Genomic DNA, 16,422 nt, shown 5'->3' with positions numbered 1-16,422 from the left:
CGTTCCCCTGAAGAACACCGAATTGACCGGCGGTGGATTCGGTCTTCGGGATCTCGCCGCCGTGACGGTTGTGGCTCTGTTGAAATCGCTCGGCCGTTGACCGTGTCGTGCGAAGGATGCTGAATTCGCGGTGGCCGATGTCAGAAGCATTGAGGAGGAACGGCGATGTTCGCTGCGAAACTGGTTCGTCGAGGGCTGGCGCTCGGATCCGCGCTGGTCGTCACCGGCACGTTGGGCATCGTAGGCCTTGCGCAGCCCGCCGCCGCGACCACCGCCGTACTGCATGCCACGGTGGACTGCGTCAGCTCCAACCACTTCGGAGACATCCGCGACTGGTATCCCTCGAACGTGCGGCTCCACACCTCACCGCCCTCGGCGACCCCCGGCCTGGTCGCGGTCCCCGCCACGCACGCGTTCCAGTTCACCCAGACGCTGCCCGACGGGGCCACGTCCATGGGGGTCACGGCCCAGTGCAGCAGCGGCCACTACCCGTACGGCGACTTCAGCGGGTCGGCCGGCCTCACCGGCATTCCCGCCGGAACGACCGGCATCACCGCGAGCTGGGCCTGCTCCGCGGCACCGGTCTCCCCCGGGCCATGGCTCACCAACTGCAACCTGCAGTCGGTGTCGTTCAGCTAGATCTCGTTACGTTCCACGCGAGACCGCACGTCTCCGGTCAGGCCCGATCCGGGCGATGTGACGCCCCCGGGAGGACGGCCATGCGGCAGGTCGCACATCAGTTCCGCCGTAGGCTGCCCCAGGGAAAATCATTCGGAAATGAACCTTTCATACGTTTTGTGGCGTATGGCCAGCTCCAGGCCGGTCTCCCTTCGAGAGCCGTAGATCACTGTTGCCCCCCAATGCGGATTGGGCGACGGTGGGGACCCTCTGGCGTGAGAACTCCGCCCTCACTCGGCGCGCCAGGACCCGTCCCCCGGCACTCGAAAAGGAGACCTGTACCCGATGAGGTCACGTACGCTCCGACTCCTGCGCGACCAGGCACACGTGTCCGACGTCGCATCCCTCCACCGGATCCCGGTCTGGCGGATGGTCGTCGCGGCGCTGGTCGCGGTCGCGACCGCGCTCGCGCTCACCACCGTGACGGCGGGCCCCGCCGCGGCGCACGGCTCGATCAGCGACCCGCCCTCGCGTAACTACGGCTGCTGGGAGCGCTGGGGGGGTGACTTCCAGAACCCGGCGATGGCCCAGCAGGACCCCATGTGCTGGCAGGCCTGGCAGAGCAACCCCAACGCGATGTGGAACTGGAACGGGCTGTTCCGCGAGGGCGTCGGCGGCAACCACCAGGCCGCGATCCCCGACGGGCAGCTGTGCAGCGGCGGCCGGACCGAAGGCGGCCGCTACAACTCCATGGACACGGTGGGCGCGTGGAAGACCGTGGACCGTCCCGCCTCGTTCACGATGAACCTGCTGGACCAGGCCTCGCACGGCGCGGACTACATCCGCGTCTACGTCACCAAGCAGGGCTTCAACCCCAAGACCCAGCAGCTGAAGTGGAGTGACCTGGAACTCGTCAACCAGCTGGGCAGCAGGCCCACCGGCACCAGCACGGCCATCCCGGTGAACGCGCCCGGCCGTAGCGGCCACCACATCGTCTACACCGTCTGGCAGGCCAGCCACCTCGACCAGTCGTACTACTTCTGCAGCGACGTCAACTTCACCGGCGGCACGGACCCCGACCCGACCCCCACGCCGACCCCGACCCCGACCCCGACTCCCACCCCGACCCCCACGCCCACCCCGACCCCGGGCCCGGGCGGCTGCTCGGCCACCTACCGCGTCACCTCCCAGTGGTCCGGCGGCTTCCAGGCCGACGTGAGCGTGACCGCCGGCTCCAGGGCGATCACCGGCTGGACGGTGAACTGGACCTTCGCCAACGGTGAGAGGGTCAACTCGGCGTGGAGCGCGACCGTGACCACCAGCGGGTCCGCGGTCAGCGCCCGCAACGTCGCCTACAACGGTTCACTGGGCGCCGGCGCCTCCGCCAGCTTCGGATTCACCGGCTCCGGCACCGGCGGCACCCCCACCCTCACCTGCACGGCGACCTGACCCCCTCCCCCCGGGCACGCACGCGCCGGCCCGCCACCTCCCGGTGGCGGGCCGGTTCAGTGTCCTCATCATCCGCCGTTCGCGGCTCCGAGGCGTTCCCGCACCGGACTCCCGGCCTCCCCGCCGCGCGGGACCAGGGCGGCGCCGAGCAGGGAGAGCGCGCAGGCGGCCCAGAAGACCGCGGGCAGGCCCGCGAGGGAGGCGACCAGGCCGCCGGCCGCGGCGCCCAGCGGCATGGCGCCCATGCCGATCAGGCGGCAGGTGGCGTTCACCCGCCCGAGCAGGCCGTCGGGGATGAGCCGCCGGCGCAGCGAGACGGAGACGACGTTGGTGACGGCGTTGGCCGCGCCGATGCCCGCGGCGGCGGGGAAGACCGCGAGCGGGGAGGGCACGAGCAACGGCACCAGCGGCAGGAGCCCGTTGAGCAGCGTGACGCCCACCAGGGCGCCGTTCGCACCGGCCGGCCGGGTGAGCCGCCCGGCGAGCACCGAGCCGGCCACCGCCCCCGCCGCCGGCGTGGCCGCCAGGAAGCCGTACTGGCCCGGGGTGAGCCTGAGCCCCACGCGGGAGCCGCCGCCGACCACCCACAGCACGAAGACGGCGAAGTACGCGCCGTAGGCCAGGTTGAGCACGCCGGAGTACGCGGCCAGGCCGCGCAGGGCGCGGTGCCCCCACAGGTGGCGCATGCCGCCGCCGAGCATCTTCCGCATCCGCCTGGCCTGGGCGATGATCGCCCGATCGCCCACCAGGACCGACCCGATCGGCGCGCACAGGCCCTTCGACAGGCAGATCTGCACCGTGTCGGCGTAGAAGGCGATCTCCGCGGGGGTGACGCCCAGCGCGACCGAGGCGTTGAAGATGCGCGCCCCGTCCAGGTGCAGCGCCACCCCGTGCGAGCGCGTCAGCTGGGCCACCTCGGCGAGGTAGTCCAGCTGGAGCGGCGGGCCGCCGCACCGGTTCTGCGGCGTCTCCAGGCTGACCAGCGCCGGAGGCGTGATCTGCGGGTCGGCGCGGTCGACCGTGCACGCCTCGGCGATGTCCTCCAGGCTGATCGTCCCGTCCGGCAGGTTGGCGAGCGGCTCGTAGACGATGCCGCCGCACATCGACGCGTCCCCGGCCTCGTAGACGTACAGGTCGGGCTCGTGGCCGACGATCGCCTTGCCGCCGCGGGTCCTCGCGGTGGCCTGCCCCCGCACGTTGACGCCGGCCGAGATGATCCGCCGGCAGTGGGCGGTTACCTCCCCGGGCGTGGAGCAGAGCACCACGCTCAGCGAGCCGGTGTCGTCGACGGGTTTGACGACGCACGGCAGGGCGATCCGCGACAGCGCGACCACGATCCGCGCGCCGACGGGCTCGCGCAGGGCCGGGTGCCGCCGCTGCCGGCCCTCGGCTTCACCGGCGTCGTCGTCACCGGCAGGGAACCGCTCGCCGGACTCCTCCCGTCACGGCACATCGCCCTCGCGCGTCTGAGATGAGACACCATGAACGGGGTTGAAACAGAGATCAGGGTCCTGATCTGCTACTCGGAGAGACTGCTGCGCACGGCACTGTGCTCGATCCTCGCCGCCGAACCGGGGCTGCGCGTCGTGGGGGACGCCGGCGACGGGTTCGAGGCGGTCTCCCAGGCCAGGGGCCTGCGGCCGGACGTGGCCCTCGTCGACGAGCGGCTCACCGGCCTCGACGGCGTCCAGGTCACCGAGCGGCTCACCGGCCTCGACGGCGTCCAGGTCACCGAGCGGCTCCGCGCCGACCCGCTGGCGGGCTCGGTGCGCAGCGTCATCCTGACCGAGCACCCGGAGGCCATGTTCGACGCCGTGCGCGCCGGGGCCCGCGGCTTCCTGCTGCGCTCCAGCGCCCAGGACGAGCTGGTCGGGGCGATCAGGGCGATCGCGCGGGGGAGGCGTTCTTCGCGCCGCAGGTCGCCAGCAGCTTCCTGAGCCGCTTCGAGAACGGGCTCCCGTACCGCCCGCCCGAGGCCGTCAAGTCGCTCACCGAACGCGAGCACGAGGTGCTGGCCCTGGTCGCCGACGGGCTGAACAACACCGAGATCGCGAGCAAGCTGTACGTCAGCCAGGCGACCGTCGAGTTCCACGTGTCCAACCTCCTCAGCAAGCTCGACCTCCGCGACCGCCTGCAGATGGCCGTGTTCGCGCACAAGGCGGGCGTCGTGTGACGCCCGCCGGGCCGGCCCGCGCCCCCGCTGCGGACCGGCCGGGAACGGGACGCGTCACTCGCCGGGGCGGCAGACGGTGCCGGGGGCGGGGAGCGTCAGGTCGACGAGGTAGCGGGTGGCGTGGCCGATCACGCACCGGCTGGCGGGCCCGTTGTCGCCCGGCATGTACAGCACGTGCCCGGGACCGTCGTACCGGACGGTGACCGAACCGGGCACCGTCCCGGCCAGGCTCGCGGTCATGGCGTGGTCGGTCCAGGACCCGGCTCCCAGGAACGGCGGCAGGCCGCGGACCGGCAGCGGGCGGGACGGGTTGGCGACGGGCCGCGGCCAGCCGGAGCAGCCCAGCATGTCGAGCGGCGCGGCGCCCAGGTGGGGGGAGGCCTCCCGCATCCGGCGGGAGGCGTCGCGGAACCGGGCGTAGCCGGCGTAGCCGCGGTCGTCGGGGCAGGTCATCGCCCGCGCGGCCGGTACCGCCCAGATCCGGGAGTTGCCGTTGACGGCATCCGCGAAACCGGAGGCGTCACCCTTCCTGAGCCTGTCCACCGACGCGGCGAAGGCCGACCACCAGGCGTTGTCCGGGCCCGGGTTCGCCTGGAAGCCCAGCAGCCTCAGGTGCCACCCGGTCAGCTTCCCCTCGCCGAGCTCCGGGGACGAGATCGGGATCGGGGAGCGGTCCAGCTTCTCGACGAGGGCGCGCCAGACCGCGCCCGCGTCCTCCTCGTGCAGCGCGCAGGCGCTGTCGGCCGCGCACCAGGCGACGAACCGCCCGAACATCCGCTCGTTGACGGAGACGTGGTCCAGGTGCAGCTTGGCCCATCCGTTGACCTGGTCGGCCGCCCCGTCGAGGTACATCGCCCGGACGCGCCCGGGGAACAGGCGCGCGTACGCGGCGGCGGGCACCCCTCCGTAGGAGTTGGCCATGAAGCTCAGCCGCCGCTCGCCCAGGGCCTCGCGGACCGCCTCCATGTCCCGTGCCACCGACAGGGAGTCGAGGTTGTCGAACAGGCCGCTGGAATCGGCGTCCCGGCACTCGCGCGCAGCCGCCTCCACCCTCGCCACCTGGGCCCGGTACTCCTCGCGGTCACGGGGCTCCAGCAGCTGCGGCCCCATCTTCCAGCACACCGCCGGCAGCCTCTTCCCGAGCCCGGTGTTGCGCGGGTTGTAGCCGACGAGGTCGAAGCGGCGGCGCAGCTCGGTGAGGCCGGGCGCCGAATCCTTCAGGTCCTCCACTCCCTCGGCCCCGGGGCCTCCCGGTATCTGCAGCACGCCACCGATCCGGTTCGCCGGGTCGGTGGCGGGAAGCCGCGCCAGATCCAGGGTGAGCTTCCGCCCGCGCGGCTCCCTCCAGTCCACCGGCACCGTGACGGTGGCGCACCGGATCCCCTCCGGGAGGTTCTCGCCCGCGCACGCCTTCCACTCCAGCCGTGAGGCCGTTCCCGACGCGGGTGCCGGAGCCCGCGCCGACTCCGTGGTGGGTGAGGCCGCGGGCGCCGGTCCTGTCGTGAGTGACGGCGTGGGCGAGGGCGTTCCGGCGGGGACGAGCAGCGCAGACGCCGCCACCAGTCCCGTGAACAACGGTCCGATCTTCCCGTACATCCGTGGCTCCTCTGTTCTGTCCGGACGGCGGTCGGTACGCCGTACGGTCGTCGTGCGCCGGTTCCCGGACACCGGCTCCCCTCCAGCGTCGCGAACCCGTCCGCCGGAGACCACGGGGACGTCCACCGGGAAACCTCGGGATATCCCCCACGGGCCCGCCGGATGTCGGGCGGGAGCGGGGTGCGGCACGCTGGAGAAATGAGCCGTCCTCCCTCCGGCCCTCCGCCTCCGGCCGCGTCGTCCTCGCCCCCGCCCCCGGCAGCGGTTCCGGCTTCACCGATGCCGGGACCGGGACCGATGCCGGGACCGGGATCGGGGCGGGTCTGGCGCGAGCTGGGCTACGCGCTGGCCGGGATGCCGCTGGCCGTCGCCGGCCTGGTCCTCCTGCTCGCCATGCTGCTGGCCGCGTTGTGGTCGACGGCGATCGTCGGCCTCCCGATGCTGGCCGTCGCGGTCCGCGGAGCCCGGTACCTGGGGGCGGTCCACCTCGGTCTGGCCCGCCTGCTGCTGGACGTCAGGACGCCCGCCCCCGCCCCCTTCAGGCCGGGTTCCGGGCCGATCGGCTGGTTCGTGTCGGCGCTCGGCGACGGGGTGGGGTGGCGGGCGGCGGTCTACCTGCTGGTCAAGCCCCTGACCGCGTTGCTCGCCCTCGGAGCCGCCGCCGGATTCTGGGGTGGCGGCCTGTGGCTGCTCTCCTATCCCGTCCGCTGGTCGCCGGGACCCGCCGGTGTCTGGGGTCCGCACGCCGGCACCTGGCCGGGCGTCCTGCTGCTGGGCGTGGCCGGTCTGGCGTTGCTCGCGCCGGCCCCCCTGGCGCTGCGGGCCGCGCTGCTCCCCGAGCGGCTCCTCGCGCGCACCCTGCTCGGCCCGACCAGGGTCTCGGCCAGGATCGGCCACCTGGAGGAGACGAGGGCCCGCATGGCCGAGGACGCGACGGCGACCCTGCGCCGGATCGAGCGCGACCTGCACGACGGACCGCAGGCCCGCCTCGTGGCGCTGGCGATGAGCCTGGGCATGGCGAAGGAGGAGCTCGCCGCCTCACCGGGGGAGGACCGGCTCCGGCAGGCGCGCGACCTGGTGGACGCCGCCCACCGCGACACCAAGGAGATCATCGCCGACCTGCGCCTGCTGATCCACGGCATCTACCCGCCCGTCCTGGACCAGGGACTGGAGGTCGCGCTCGCCATGCTCGCCACGCGCTTCGCGCTGCCCGTCGACCTCCGCGTCGACCTGCCCCGCCGTCCCCCCGCCGCGGTGGAGACGATCGTCTACTTCTGCACCGCCGAGCTGCTCGCCAACGTGGTCAAGCACAGCGGCGCGCGGCGGGCGATCGTCGAGGTGGGGGGACACGGCGGCCTGCTGCGGCTGCACGTCGGCGACGACGGGACGGGCGGCGCCTCGATGGGCGCCGGGACGGGACTGCCGGGGCTGGTGGCCCGGGTGGGCGTCGTGGACGGGCGGCTGGAGATCGACAGCCCTCCCGGAGGGCCTACGGTGGTCACCGTGGAGGTGCCGCTCCCCACCTGAACGGAGATCGCATGCGCGTCGTCGTCGCCGAGGACTCCGCGGTGCTCAGAGCCGGGCTCACCCTGCTGCTCACCACGAGGGGGCACGAGGTCCCCGCGGCCGTGGGCGACGGGGTCGCGCTGCGCGCCGCGGTGGACGAGCACCGGCCGGACGTCGCCGTGGTGGACGTGCGCATGCCGCCGACCCACACCGACGAGGGCCTGCGCGCCGCGATCGACATCCGCCGCGACCACCCCGGCATCGGGGTGCTGGTCTTCTCCCAGTACGTGGAGACGCGCTCGGCGACCCTGCTCCTCGCCGAGGACTCGCGAGGGGTGGGCTACCTGCTGAAGGAGCGGGTCGCCGACGTCGGCGACTTCCTGGCCGCGCTCTCCCGGATCGCCGCGGGCGAGACCGTGCTGGACCCGGAGGTCGTCACCCGGATGATGGCGACCGGCAGGCGCGCCGACACCCTCGACACCCTCACCCCCCGGGAGCGCGAGGTGCTCGTCATGATGGCCGACGGACGGTCCAACGGCGCGATCGCCGAGGCCCTGTTCCTGTCGTACGGGTCGGTGGAGAAGCACGTCACGCACATCTTCACCAAGCTCGGCCTGCCGCCGTCGCAGAGCGACCACCGCCGGGTGCTCGCCGTGCTGCGCTACCTGGAGTCCTGACCTCCCGTCGCGGCCTCAGCGGTGGTCACGCAGCCAGGCCAGCACCTGCGCGGCGTGCCCGTCGGGCGGGAAGACCGGGTAGAAGCAGTGCTCGACCACCCCGTCGCGGATCACCAGGGTGAGACGCCGCAGCAGCGTCATGCCCGCCACCCATGTCGTGGGCAGGCCGAGAGCGCCGGTGAGCTCCAGCGACGCGTCACTGAGCAGCGGGAACGGCAGGTGCAGCCGCTCGGCGGCCTCCCGCTGGTAGGCGGTGTCCTGGGTGGAGAGGCCGGCGACGGCGGCGCCGGCCGCGTGCAGCTCCCCGGCGTGGTCACGGAAGGCGCACGACTCGGGCGTGCACCCGCGCGCGCCGGGGATGAGGTCCCAGCCGGGAACCGGCGGGTCCTCTCCTGGGCGGCCGGTGCGCGGGTACGCGTACAGCACCAGCCGCTCGGCGCCGCCGGGCACCAGATCCACGCGGAACGGCTCCCCGTCCGTCGAGGGGAGGGAGAGCGCCGGCACCGCGGCGCCGGGCAGGTGGGCGCAGGCGCCGTCGTCCACGGGTACCGGCAGGCCGGCGGGCAGGACCGTCGGATCGTGGGGCATGAGCTCAGCCTAGGACGTCCCCGCGAGGCCGCCTCCGTGGTCCGTACGCGGGCACGGGCGGGCGGCCGGATCGGCGCACGTGTCAGGACACGGATTTCCCCGGCACGGCGATGGCGGTCACGACCAGGCCGTCGGACACCAGCCAGCGGCCCGTGAAGCCGGTAAGCTCCCGGCCCTCCACCCGGGGGCCCGGGACGAGGAGGCGGGCGGTGAACGTACCGGAGGAGGAGAAGGTGAGGTGGGCCTCCTCGAAGCCGAGCCAGCGCCTGGCCAGCGGGAACCACGCCTTGTAGACGCTCTCCTTGGCGCTGAACAGAAGCCGGCCCCAGTGCACGCCGTCGTCGAGCTCCGCGATGGCGGCCCGCTCCTCGGGCAGCGAGACCGCGGGCAGGACGCCGTCGGGGAGCGGCTCGTGGGGCTCCGCGTCGATGCCGACGGCCAGCGCCTCGAGGGAGACGGCCGCCGCGCGGTATCCGGCGCAGTGGGTGATGGCGCCCACCACCCCCGCAGGCCACCCGGGGGCGCCGCGCTCGCCGGGCAGGATCGGCACCGGGGGCAGTCCCAGATCGGCCAGGGCCCGGCGGGCGCAGTGGCGCGCGGTGCCGAACTCGCGGCGCCGCTTGTCCACCGCGCGGGCGACGGCCGCCTCCTCCTCGGGGAACAGCACGACGTCGGGCGGGTCCTCGAAGCACTCCGAGCTCGCCACCCACGACGGCAGGATCTTCTCGATCATGCGACGGGCCGAGGGGCGGGCAGGATGCGCCGCAGCTGGCCGGGCGCGGTGGGCCTGGGACGCCACTCGCGGGGATAACCCAAGGAAACCTCCTCGAAGCGGACACCGTCGTGCCAGGTGGTCCGGGGGATGTGCAGGTGGCCGTAGACGACCGTGGCGGCGTCGAAGCGCAGGTGCCAGTCGGCGGTGCGCTCGGTGCCGCACCAGATCGCGAACTCCGGGTGGTACAGGACCAGGGTGGGCTCGCGTACCAGAGGATAGTGGTTGACCAGCACCGTCGGAACCCCGGGCGGCCTGGCCTCCAGGCGCCGTTCGGTCTCGGCGATCCTGGCGTCGCACCAGGCGTCCCTGGTCGGGTACGGGTCGGGGTGGAGCAGCATCTCGTCGGTGCAGACCACACCCTTGTCGTACGCGATGGCGAGCGCCTCCTCCTTCGTCGCGACGCCGGGCATGCGGAAGGTGTAGTCGTACAGCACGAACAGCGGGGCGACGGTGACCGGGCCGCCGGGGCCGGTCCAGGTGAGGTAGGGGTCCTCCGGCGTCGCCACCCCCAGGTTCCGGCACACCTCGACCAGGTGCCGGTAGCGCTCCTCGCCACGCAGCTGGACGGGGTCGCTGGGATGGGTCCACAGCTCGTGGTTGCCGGGCGCCCACACCACCTTCTCGAACCGTCCGGCGAGCAGTCCCAGGGCCCATTCGACGTCGGAGACCTTCTCGGAGACGTCCCCGGCGACCAGCAGCCAGTCGGAGGCGGAGGTGGGCCGCAGCTCCTCGACGATGCTCCGGTTCTCCTGGTAGCCGATGTGCAGGTCGCTGATGGCCAGCAGTGACGTCATGCGCGGCCCGTCCCCGGAGAACCGGTGGCCCGAGCGGGCCGGACGCCGCGCGCCGGCGGCGTGAGGGCCCCCGCCGTCCCCTCGTTCGTTTCCACGTTCCCAAGCACCGCCGCCTCCGTCTCGCCCGCTTCCCGGGCGCGGTCACGAACTCGTGATCGCCGAGCAAAAGAACCCTCTCACGACCGCTCCCGGCGGCACACCCCACCCCGCCGCGAAGGCACCGAGTACGGCGATACTCATGCGGCCGGGGGAGGCGGCGGCGATTCTTGACGTATGACGACATTCGACAGCATGCCCCAGTGCTGCATCGCACCCCCCGACCTGCTCGAGGCGGTCGCCGGCCAGGGAACCCCCGAGGAGCGGGAGGCCGCGCTCAGGACCCTGGCCACCTCGGAGAACGCCCGTGCGCAGCGCGCGTCGTTCGCCGGCGCGCTGCGCCAGCTCAACCTCACCGTCGCCGACGTGGCGCCCGCCCCCGGCATGGTGCGCACGGTCTACGACGTCGAGAACGGCGGGGACTTCGACCTGCCCGGCCGCAAGAGGCGCGGGGAGGGCGACGGGCCGTCCGGTGACGCGGCGGTCGACGACGCCTACGACGGGGCGGGCATCACCTACGACTTCTACCGGAAGGTCTTCGAGCGGGACAGCATCGACGGGCGGGGACTGGAGATCGTCTCCTCGGTCCACTACGGGACCGACTACGACAACGCCGCCTGGATCGGCTTCCAGATGATCTACGGTGACGGCAGCGGGCAGATCTTCACCAAGGGCTCCCTCACCAGGGCCGTCGACATCGTGGCGCACGAGCTGACCCACGGCATCACCCAGTTCACCGCGAACCTGGTCTACAGCAAGCAGTCCGGCGCCCTCAACGAGTCGTTCTCCGACGTCCTCGGGTCGCTCGCCAAGCAGTACAGCCGCGGGCAGACCGCCGAGCGGGCCGACTGGCTCATCGGCGACGGCATCCTGGGCAGCGCCCTGCGGGGGACGGCCCTGCGGTCGATGAAGGCGCCGGGAACCGCCTGGTCGACCCCCTCCGGGGGACGCGACCGCCAGCCGGGGCACATGCGCGACTACGTGGACCTGCCCGACGACGGCAACCCCTCCAACGACCACGGAGGCGTCCACATCAACTCGGGCATCCCCAACCACGCCTTCTACCTCGCCGCCACCGCCATCGGCGGCAACGCCTGGGAGCGCGCCGGACGCGTCTGGTACGTCACGCTCACCGAGCGGCTCCGGCCGCGCTCGGACTTCCGGGAGGCCGCGGAGGCGACCGTGGAGGTGGCCGGGGAGCTGTTCGGCGCGGACGGGGACGAGCAGAGGAAGGTGCGCGCCGCGTGGCAGCAGGTCGGGGTCCTCTAGGAAGGGTCTCCCGTGGCGGGGAACCGCGGACGGGTCCGGGCGCGCCCCGTCAGTCGTGGTCGGCGCAGCAGGGCGTCGGGTTCGGCACCTCGGCGGGCATGAGGCGCCCGCCCGAGGCCGGCATGGTCAGCAGGACCACGTGCCCGCCGCGCAGCTGCGGCCGTACGTGGTCGTTGGTCGTGACGAGCGTGTCCGGCGCCGGCTCCTCCGCCTGCGCCAGCACGACGACGCGGTCGATCACCGAGCGGGCCAGCACCTCGGCCACGCTGAGCGTGCCGGTGAGTTCGGCCCGGCCGGGGAACACGACCAGGCGCCCACCGGACCCGGCGGCGTGCTCGGCCGCGGCGAGCGCGGCCCCCTCCGCCAGATCCTCCGGGCCGGTACGGCTGTCACCGAACGTGGCGCCCACCCCGGCGGGGAGCGCGGCCAGGTCGACGGTCTCCCGGACGGCGAGGGAGCAGGCGACGTGCGGCGGTCCGCCTGCGGTGCGGACGAAATGCGTGCAGCCCACGGTCCCGGCCGGGAGGCCGAGCGCCTTCTCCACGTCATGAAGAAGGTGCTCGGCCTCCGCGACCGTCCGCGAGCCTCCGTCGAGGCCGAGGATCATCCGCGCGGCACGACCCAGATCGGGTTGCTGTAGAACCACAGGTCCTTCCAGGGGTCGCCGTCGCCGAAGACGTCGATCTGGGGCCCGGCCGGGTCGATCGCCGCGCCGAGCAGCCCGGGCGCGCTGCGGTTGCCGTCGGTGCCGCGCAGCCGCACGTAGACCGGCCGGTCGACGGCGCCGAGCTGGTAGGTGAACGTCACCGTCCCGGTGTTCCTGCCGACCTCGAAGGACTTCACGACCTTGGTGGCCGAGGTCGTGAAGACGTCCTTGTCGGCCGCGGGGCCGGTGACGTCGCCCTGGATGACGTCCACGCGGGCCAAGGTCGGGACGTACTGCGCCCAGTTCGGCTGGTTCGCCAGCGTGATCTCGATGACGAGCTCGACCTTGGCGCCCTTGCGGACATGCAGGGTGTCGCCGAGCGAGACCCCGCGCTGCCCCCTGCCGGCCTGCCGGGCGCGCACGACCAGGGCGCTGATCAGACCGCCGTGGTCCACCCACACGCGGCCCTCTCGGAGACCGTCCATGACCGCGGTGTAGGAGAAGTCCTTGGCCCCGACGTGGGTCCGGCTGTAGAAGCCCGGCCAGAAGTCGCCGGCCGCCAGGTTCTGAGAGCCCCGGTAGACGGGGTCGTCGTACTTGCCGTTGGCGTTGAAGTCGCTGCCCGGCCCGCGGTCGCTCGTGTCGGCGTAGACCGAGTGCGAGTCGGAGTTGGCGGTGATCCACCAGCTCTTGCCCTCGGCGAGCAGGCTGTCCCACAGCCCTCCGACGGTCGAGGTCATCCAGTCGAAGCCGCCGAAGGTCTTATAGCTCTCGGCGGGGTACGCGGGGAACGAGTCAGCGCCCGGGTTGCTGTCGTAGAAGCCGCGCCCGCCGCCCGGCCCGTGCGGCTTGGGGATCCCCGCCGCCTGGTGGCCCGGCGCGCCCTCCATACCGACGGCGATGCCCGGCTGGGCGTCGCGCCAGGCCCGGATCTCGTGCGGGGAGTCGAGCCCCTTGCGCGAGGGGTGGTTGGCGAAGAACAGCGCGGCCTCGACGCGGCGCCGCCTGACGGCGTCCGCCAGGAAGTTCAGCCCGGCGATGGCGAGGGCCTCGTTCTGCGGGGTGGAGGCCCCGGCGTTCTTCACCCCGCCGTCGAAGGAGTTCTCGAACTCCTTGAGGGTGGCCACCTCGTTGCGGCCGGGGGCCACGAACACGGTGCCGTGCTCGGCGCCCGGGATGTTCCACTCCAGCCCCTGGAAGACCAGGGCGTCCTTGACCGCCTGCCGCGCGGCGACGATGTCGGGGTTGACCTTGTCCACACCGATCTTGGCGTGGGTGGTGCCTCCGTGGTCGGTGATGACCATCCAGTCCAGCCCGTACGCGTTTCCGTGCTGGACCTGGTCGCTGACCTTGTAGATCCCGTCGGAGCTGTACTGGGTGTGGATGTGGTGGTCGCCCGCGAGCCAGAGGTAGCCGTCGCGCGGCTCGGGCCCGCGCGTGACCCGCGCGGGGGTGGCGGCCGCGGCCTGGCCCTGCGTGCCGAGAACGCCGGCCGCGCTCAGGCCGGCGCCCAGCAGTCCCGCGCGCCGGAACATCTGGCGCCGCGACAGCTGCCCGGGGGAGAGCTCGGCGTCGGGAACCGAGAAGTCCACGACCGGAGCCATGTCACCCTGGTCGAGGGCGTGCTCGGCACCGTGAGAGTGGTCGTGCGGGTGAGCATGAGTGTGATCGTGAGGGTGATCGTGCCCGTGGCCCATGTCGTGCCTTTCCATTCCCGCCGGAGAGATCTTGCTCCGGCTACGCATGGACCCTCGCAAAAGCATCTGAACCGTACGTTAACTGGTCATATCTATAGAGGGGTGAACTGCTGGCGGCCGGCCGACGCCCGGGTCGCGCGGGCCGGTCTAGGATCACTCTCATGAAGGTCTCGATCGTCCGGGGTGGCGGCATCGCCGGTCTCGTCACGGTCATCACGGTCGACTCCGCGTCGCTGGCGCCGGAGGCCGCCACCGGGTTGCGCGCCAGGGTGGAGCTGGCCGGGCTGTCCGGCCCGCCGGAGCGGCCGGGGCCCCCGGAGGGCCGGGCGACCGGGCCTGACCGCTTCGACTACGAGCTGACCGTCGAGGACGGCGGCCGCGTGCTCACGACGCGTGCCCGCGAGGGCGACCTTCCCGGCCCGCTCCGCGCGCTCATCTCGTACGTGACCTCGCTGCCGGAGCGGCAGGAACGGATCGGCCCGCCCGGCTGAGCTCCGTTTCACCCCTTCTGTCCGCTTTAACCCTTTTGTGCACCTCCTTGCTCGCCTAAAAGCGGGCCTGACCATGCGAAACTCCGCGCCGTCACCGGTTTTGGCGCGAGAATTTCCATGTAACGGTTCCCCGATGACACGATCCGCCGATGTGTGCAGGTCACAGGGGTGGCGGGATTCCCCGGCGCCTGCTGGCTTTATTACACCTTGGCGGCAAATGTGGGCACGACTGGATTGTTGGTGCGCGTGAAATCACATTTGCGGGGAGCTCTTCGGATATACGGAGGTATATGTGAAACGCGTCATCATCACCGCAGCTGTCGCCGCCCTCACGGCAGCCGCGCTGGTGCCCCCGGCGCAGGCCCGGCAGGTGATCGCCGAACCGGGCGCGGAAGCCGAGTACGTCGTCCTCTACACGGAGGGCGCGCGTTCCGCGGACGCCCAGCGGGCCATCAGGGCGGCGGGCGGAAGCATCCTCAAGGAGAACGCCGCGGTCGGCGTCGCCACCGTCACCACGACGAACGCCCGCTTCGCCGAGGCGGTGCGCGACGCCGCCTCGATCGACGACATCGCCCACAACCGGTCCATCGGCAGCGTGCCCACCGCCAGGCGGGGAGCCGCCGGCCTCGCCGTGCAGTCGAGGGCGGTGGAGAAGGCCGGTGACGGCGCGCCCGCCACCTCCACCTTCGGCAGGCCCGCACCCGCCGCGGAGCCGCTGTCGGAGCTCCAGTGGGACATGAAGCAGATCCACGCGACCGTGGACGGCTCCTACCGTCACCAGCAGGGCGACCCGGGCGTGCTGGTCGGTGTCATCGACACCGGCGTCGACGGCTCCCACCCCGACATCGCGCCGAACTTCAACCGCGAGCTGAGCCGCAACTTCACCGTCGACATCCCCGTCGACGCCAACGGCGACGAGATCGACGGCCCGTGCGAGGCCGAGCCCGACCGCTCGTGCAACGACCCGGCGGACGTCGACGAGAACGAGCACGGCACGCACGTGGCGTCGTCGATCGCCTCGCCCGTCAACGGGCTCGGCACCTCGGGCGTGGCGCCCAAGGTCTCGATCGTGAACCTGCGGGCCGGCCAGGACTCCGGATACTTCTTCCTGCAGCCCAGCATCGACGCGCTGACCCACGCCGGTGACGTCGGCATCGACGTGGTCAACATGAGTTACTACGTCGACCCGTGGCTGTTCAACTGCGTCGACAACCCGGCGGACTCCCCGGCCGACCGGCAGGAACAGGCCACGATCATCAAGGCCATGCAGCGGGCGCTCACCTACGCGCACGACAGGGGGGTGACCCTGGTGTCCGCGGCGGGCAACGGCGCCTCCGACTACACCAAGACGATCGTCGACGCCTCCAGCCCCGACTTCGCCAGCGTCCCCGGCGAGTTGCCCTACTCACGCACGATCCCCCCGAGCTGCGTCTCCATGCCGAGCGAGGGCAAGCACGTGATCTCGGTCTCCTCGACCGGCATCAGCAAGCGCAAGTCGTACTACTCCGACTACGGCAACGGCTACGTCGACGTCTCCGCCCCGGGCGGCGACGTCTACGACACCGCCGACAACCACCGCGACGTCACCAGGGCGACGCTGGCGGCCTATCCCCGGTCCGTGGCCGAGGCGCGCGGCCAGCTCAACCCCGACGGCACGCCCAACGTCACCAACGTGGTCCGCAGCTGCAAGGGCGACGTCTGCGCCTACTACGTGTACCTCCAGGGCACCTCGATGGCCTCCCCGCGCGCCGCCGGGGTCGCCGCGCTGATCGTGAGCAAGTACGGCCAGCGCGACCGGGCGCACGGAGGCAAGAAGCTCCACCCGGCCGTCGTGGAGACGGTCCTCAAGGGCACCGCGACCAGGACGGCCTGTCCCACCCCGCCCGCCTACACCTACACCAGGCACCTGCCGGACGGCACCACGGCGACCTCGACGCACACCTGCGAGCGAGGCGCCCTGAGCAACGGTTTCTACGGCTACGGGATCGTCGACGCCCTCAGGGCGGTCCGCTGATCCGAACCCGGTGCCCGGCGTCCGCCTCACGGC

General features: G+C 72.5%; 16 protein-coding genes. 9 read left to right on the top strand and 7 right to left on the bottom strand.

Translation table 11 applies throughout. From position 1 onward, the window contains the following. The first annotated feature begins 165 nt into the window (after window positions 1–165). Together ACVCAG_RS14430 and ACVCAG_RS14425 are read left to right on the top strand one after the other, a co-directional pair. Window positions 166–639 (top strand): hypothetical protein, encoded by a 474-nt coding sequence (locus ACVCAG_RS14430; protein ID WP_440083590.1) that lies wholly within the window; start codon window positions 166–168, stop codon window positions 637–639. 324 nt (window positions 640–963) lie between these two features. Beyond that, on the top strand, window positions 964–2,067 hold the full coding sequence (locus tag ACVCAG_RS14425; RefSeq protein ID WP_440083589.1) for a lytic polysaccharide monooxygenase: 1,104 nt from the start codon (window positions 964–966) through the stop codon (window positions 2,065–2,067). 68 nt (window positions 2,068–2,135) lie between these two features. Here the strand turns inward: ACVCAG_RS14425 and ACVCAG_RS14420 are convergent, their stop codons facing one another. Continuing rightward, window positions 2,136–3,401: a beta-eliminating lyase-related protein gene (locus tag ACVCAG_RS14420; RefSeq protein WP_447189933.1), complete on the bottom strand. Its 1,266-nt coding sequence runs from the start codon at window positions 3,399–3,401 to the stop codon at window positions 2,136–2,138. Between the two features lie 147 nt (window positions 3,402–3,548). On the opposite strand from ACVCAG_RS14420, the gene ACVCAG_RS14415 reads away from it, so the two are divergent. Together ACVCAG_RS14415 and ACVCAG_RS14410 are read left to right on the top strand one after the other, a co-directional pair. Further along, entirely contained in the window at window positions 3,549–4,004 is a 456-nt protein-coding gene (locus ACVCAG_RS14415) for a response regulator (protein WP_440083733.1), read from the top strand. Continuing rightward, window positions 4,001–4,240 (top strand): LuxR C-terminal-related transcriptional regulator, encoded by a 240-nt coding sequence (locus ACVCAG_RS14410; protein ID WP_440083727.1) that lies wholly within the window; start codon window positions 4,001–4,003, stop codon window positions 4,238–4,240. The genes ACVCAG_RS14415 and ACVCAG_RS14410 overlap by 4 nt, the downstream gene beginning before the upstream one ends. Window positions 4,241–4,294: 54 nt before the next feature. Here the strand turns inward: ACVCAG_RS14410 and ACVCAG_RS14405 are convergent, their stop codons facing one another. Then, entirely contained in the window at window positions 4,295–5,836 is a 1,542-nt protein-coding gene (locus ACVCAG_RS14405; protein WP_447189932.1) for an alpha/beta fold hydrolase, read from the bottom strand. Window positions 5,837–6,133: 297 nt separating this feature from the next. On the opposite strand from ACVCAG_RS14405, the gene ACVCAG_RS14400 reads away from it, so the two are divergent. Both ACVCAG_RS14400 and ACVCAG_RS14395 read left to right on the top strand, forming a co-directional pair. Beyond that, on the top strand, window positions 6,134–7,363 hold the full coding sequence (locus ACVCAG_RS14400) for a sensor domain-containing protein (protein ID WP_440083587.1): 1,230 nt from the start codon (window positions 6,134–6,136) through the stop codon (window positions 7,361–7,363). Between the two features lie 11 nt (window positions 7,364–7,374). Continuing rightward, window positions 7,375–8,019, top strand: a complete 645-nt coding sequence (locus ACVCAG_RS14395; RefSeq protein WP_440083586.1) for a LuxR C-terminal-related transcriptional regulator — start codon at window positions 7,375–7,377, stop codon at window positions 8,017–8,019. A gap of 15 nt (window positions 8,020–8,034) precedes the next feature. Here ACVCAG_RS14395 and ACVCAG_RS14390 read toward each other — a convergent pair whose 3' ends face one another. The 3 genes from ACVCAG_RS14390 to ACVCAG_RS14380 all read right to left on the bottom strand — a co-directional run bounded on the left by ACVCAG_RS14390 (window position 8,035) and on the right by ACVCAG_RS14380 (window position 10,176). Beyond that, window positions 8,035–8,607 carry a redoxin family protein gene (locus ACVCAG_RS14390; protein ID WP_440083585.1) on the bottom strand — a complete coding sequence of 191 codons (573 nt, stop codon included), beginning with the start codon at window positions 8,605–8,607 and terminating at the stop codon, window positions 8,035–8,037. Window positions 8,608–8,689: 82 nt separating this feature from the next. Then, a complete protein-coding gene (locus ACVCAG_RS14385; RefSeq protein WP_440083584.1) occupies window positions 8,690–9,340 on the bottom strand; it encodes a 4'-phosphopantetheinyl transferase superfamily protein in 651 nt (216 codons plus the stop codon). Next, window positions 9,337–10,176, bottom strand: coding sequence for a metallophosphoesterase (locus ACVCAG_RS14380; protein ID WP_440083583.1), 840 nt, complete (start codon window positions 10,174–10,176; stop codon window positions 9,337–9,339). The genes ACVCAG_RS14385 and ACVCAG_RS14380 overlap by 4 nt, the downstream gene beginning before the upstream one ends. A gap of 273 nt (window positions 10,177–10,449) precedes the next feature. On the opposite strand from ACVCAG_RS14380, the gene ACVCAG_RS14375 reads away from it, so the two are divergent. Next, on the top strand, window positions 10,450–11,541 hold the full coding sequence (locus ACVCAG_RS14375) for a M4 family metallopeptidase (RefSeq protein WP_447189931.1): 1,092 nt from the start codon (window positions 10,450–10,452) through the stop codon (window positions 11,539–11,541). A gap of 49 nt (window positions 11,542–11,590) precedes the next feature. Here the strand turns inward: ACVCAG_RS14375 and ACVCAG_RS14370 are convergent, their stop codons facing one another. After that, a complete protein-coding gene (locus ACVCAG_RS14370) occupies window positions 11,591–12,187 on the bottom strand; it encodes a hypothetical protein (RefSeq protein WP_447189930.1) in 597 nt (198 codons plus the stop codon). Continuing rightward, window positions 12,145–13,791: a PHP domain-containing protein gene (locus ACVCAG_RS14365; RefSeq protein ID WP_440070347.1), complete on the bottom strand. Its 1,647-nt coding sequence runs from the start codon at window positions 13,789–13,791 to the stop codon at window positions 12,145–12,147. The genes ACVCAG_RS14370 and ACVCAG_RS14365 overlap by 43 nt, the downstream gene beginning before the upstream one ends. Window positions 13,792–14,045: 254 nt before the next feature. Here ACVCAG_RS14365 and ACVCAG_RS14360 point away from each other — a divergent pair, with 254 nt between their 5' ends. Then, entirely contained in the window at window positions 14,046–14,375 is a 330-nt protein-coding gene (locus ACVCAG_RS14360) for a protealysin inhibitor emfourin (RefSeq protein WP_440083579.1), read from the top strand. Window positions 14,376–14,667: 292 nt separating this feature from the next. Further along, window positions 14,668–16,389, top strand: a complete 1,722-nt coding sequence (locus tag ACVCAG_RS14355; protein WP_447189929.1) for a S8 family peptidase — start codon at window positions 14,668–14,670, stop codon at window positions 16,387–16,389. Window positions 16,390–16,422 lie beyond the last annotated feature (33 nt).

This window comes from Streptosporangium sp. G12, assembly GCF_052983175.1.
This window is presented reverse-complemented; position numbering and strand designations above follow the sequence as displayed.

Coding starts and splice junctions, on each gene's coding strand:
- ACVCAG_RS14430 (WP_440083590.1), top strand. CDS start 166: ATGTTCGCTGCGAAACTGGTTCGTCGAGGGCTGGCGCTCGGATCCGCG.
- ACVCAG_RS14425 (WP_440083589.1), top strand. CDS start 964: ATGAGGTCACGTACGCTCCGACTCCTGCGCGACCAGGCACACGTGTCC.
- ACVCAG_RS14415 (WP_440083733.1), top strand. CDS start 3,549: ATGAACGGGGTTGAAACAGAGATCAGGGTCCTGATCTGCTACTCGGAG.
- ACVCAG_RS14405 (WP_447189932.1), bottom strand. CDS start 5,836: ATGTACGGGAAGATCGGACCGTTGTTCACGGGACTGGTGGCGGCGTCT.
- ACVCAG_RS14400 (WP_440083587.1), top strand. CDS start 6,134: ATGCCGGGACCGGGATCGGGGCGGGTCTGGCGCGAGCTGGGCTACGCG.
- ACVCAG_RS14395 (WP_440083586.1), top strand. CDS start 7,375: ATGCGCGTCGTCGTCGCCGAGGACTCCGCGGTGCTCAGAGCCGGGCTC.
- ACVCAG_RS14390 (WP_440083585.1), bottom strand. CDS start 8,607: ATGCCCCACGATCCGACGGTCCTGCCCGCCGGCCTGCCGGTACCCGTG.
- ACVCAG_RS14385 (WP_440083584.1), bottom strand. CDS start 9,340: ATGATCGAGAAGATCCTGCCGTCGTGGGTGGCGAGCTCGGAGTGCTTC.
- ACVCAG_RS14380 (WP_440083583.1), bottom strand. CDS start 10,176: ATGACGTCACTGCTGGCCATCAGCGACCTGCACATCGGCTACCAGGAG.
- ACVCAG_RS14375 (WP_447189931.1), top strand. CDS start 10,450: ATGACGACATTCGACAGCATGCCCCAGTGCTGCATCGCACCCCCCGAC.
- ACVCAG_RS14365 (WP_440070347.1), bottom strand. CDS start 13,791: ATGGCTCCGGTCGTGGACTTCTCGGTTCCCGACGCCGAGCTCTCCCCC.
- ACVCAG_RS14360 (WP_440083579.1), top strand. CDS start 14,046: ATGAAGGTCTCGATCGTCCGGGGTGGCGGCATCGCCGGTCTCGTCACG.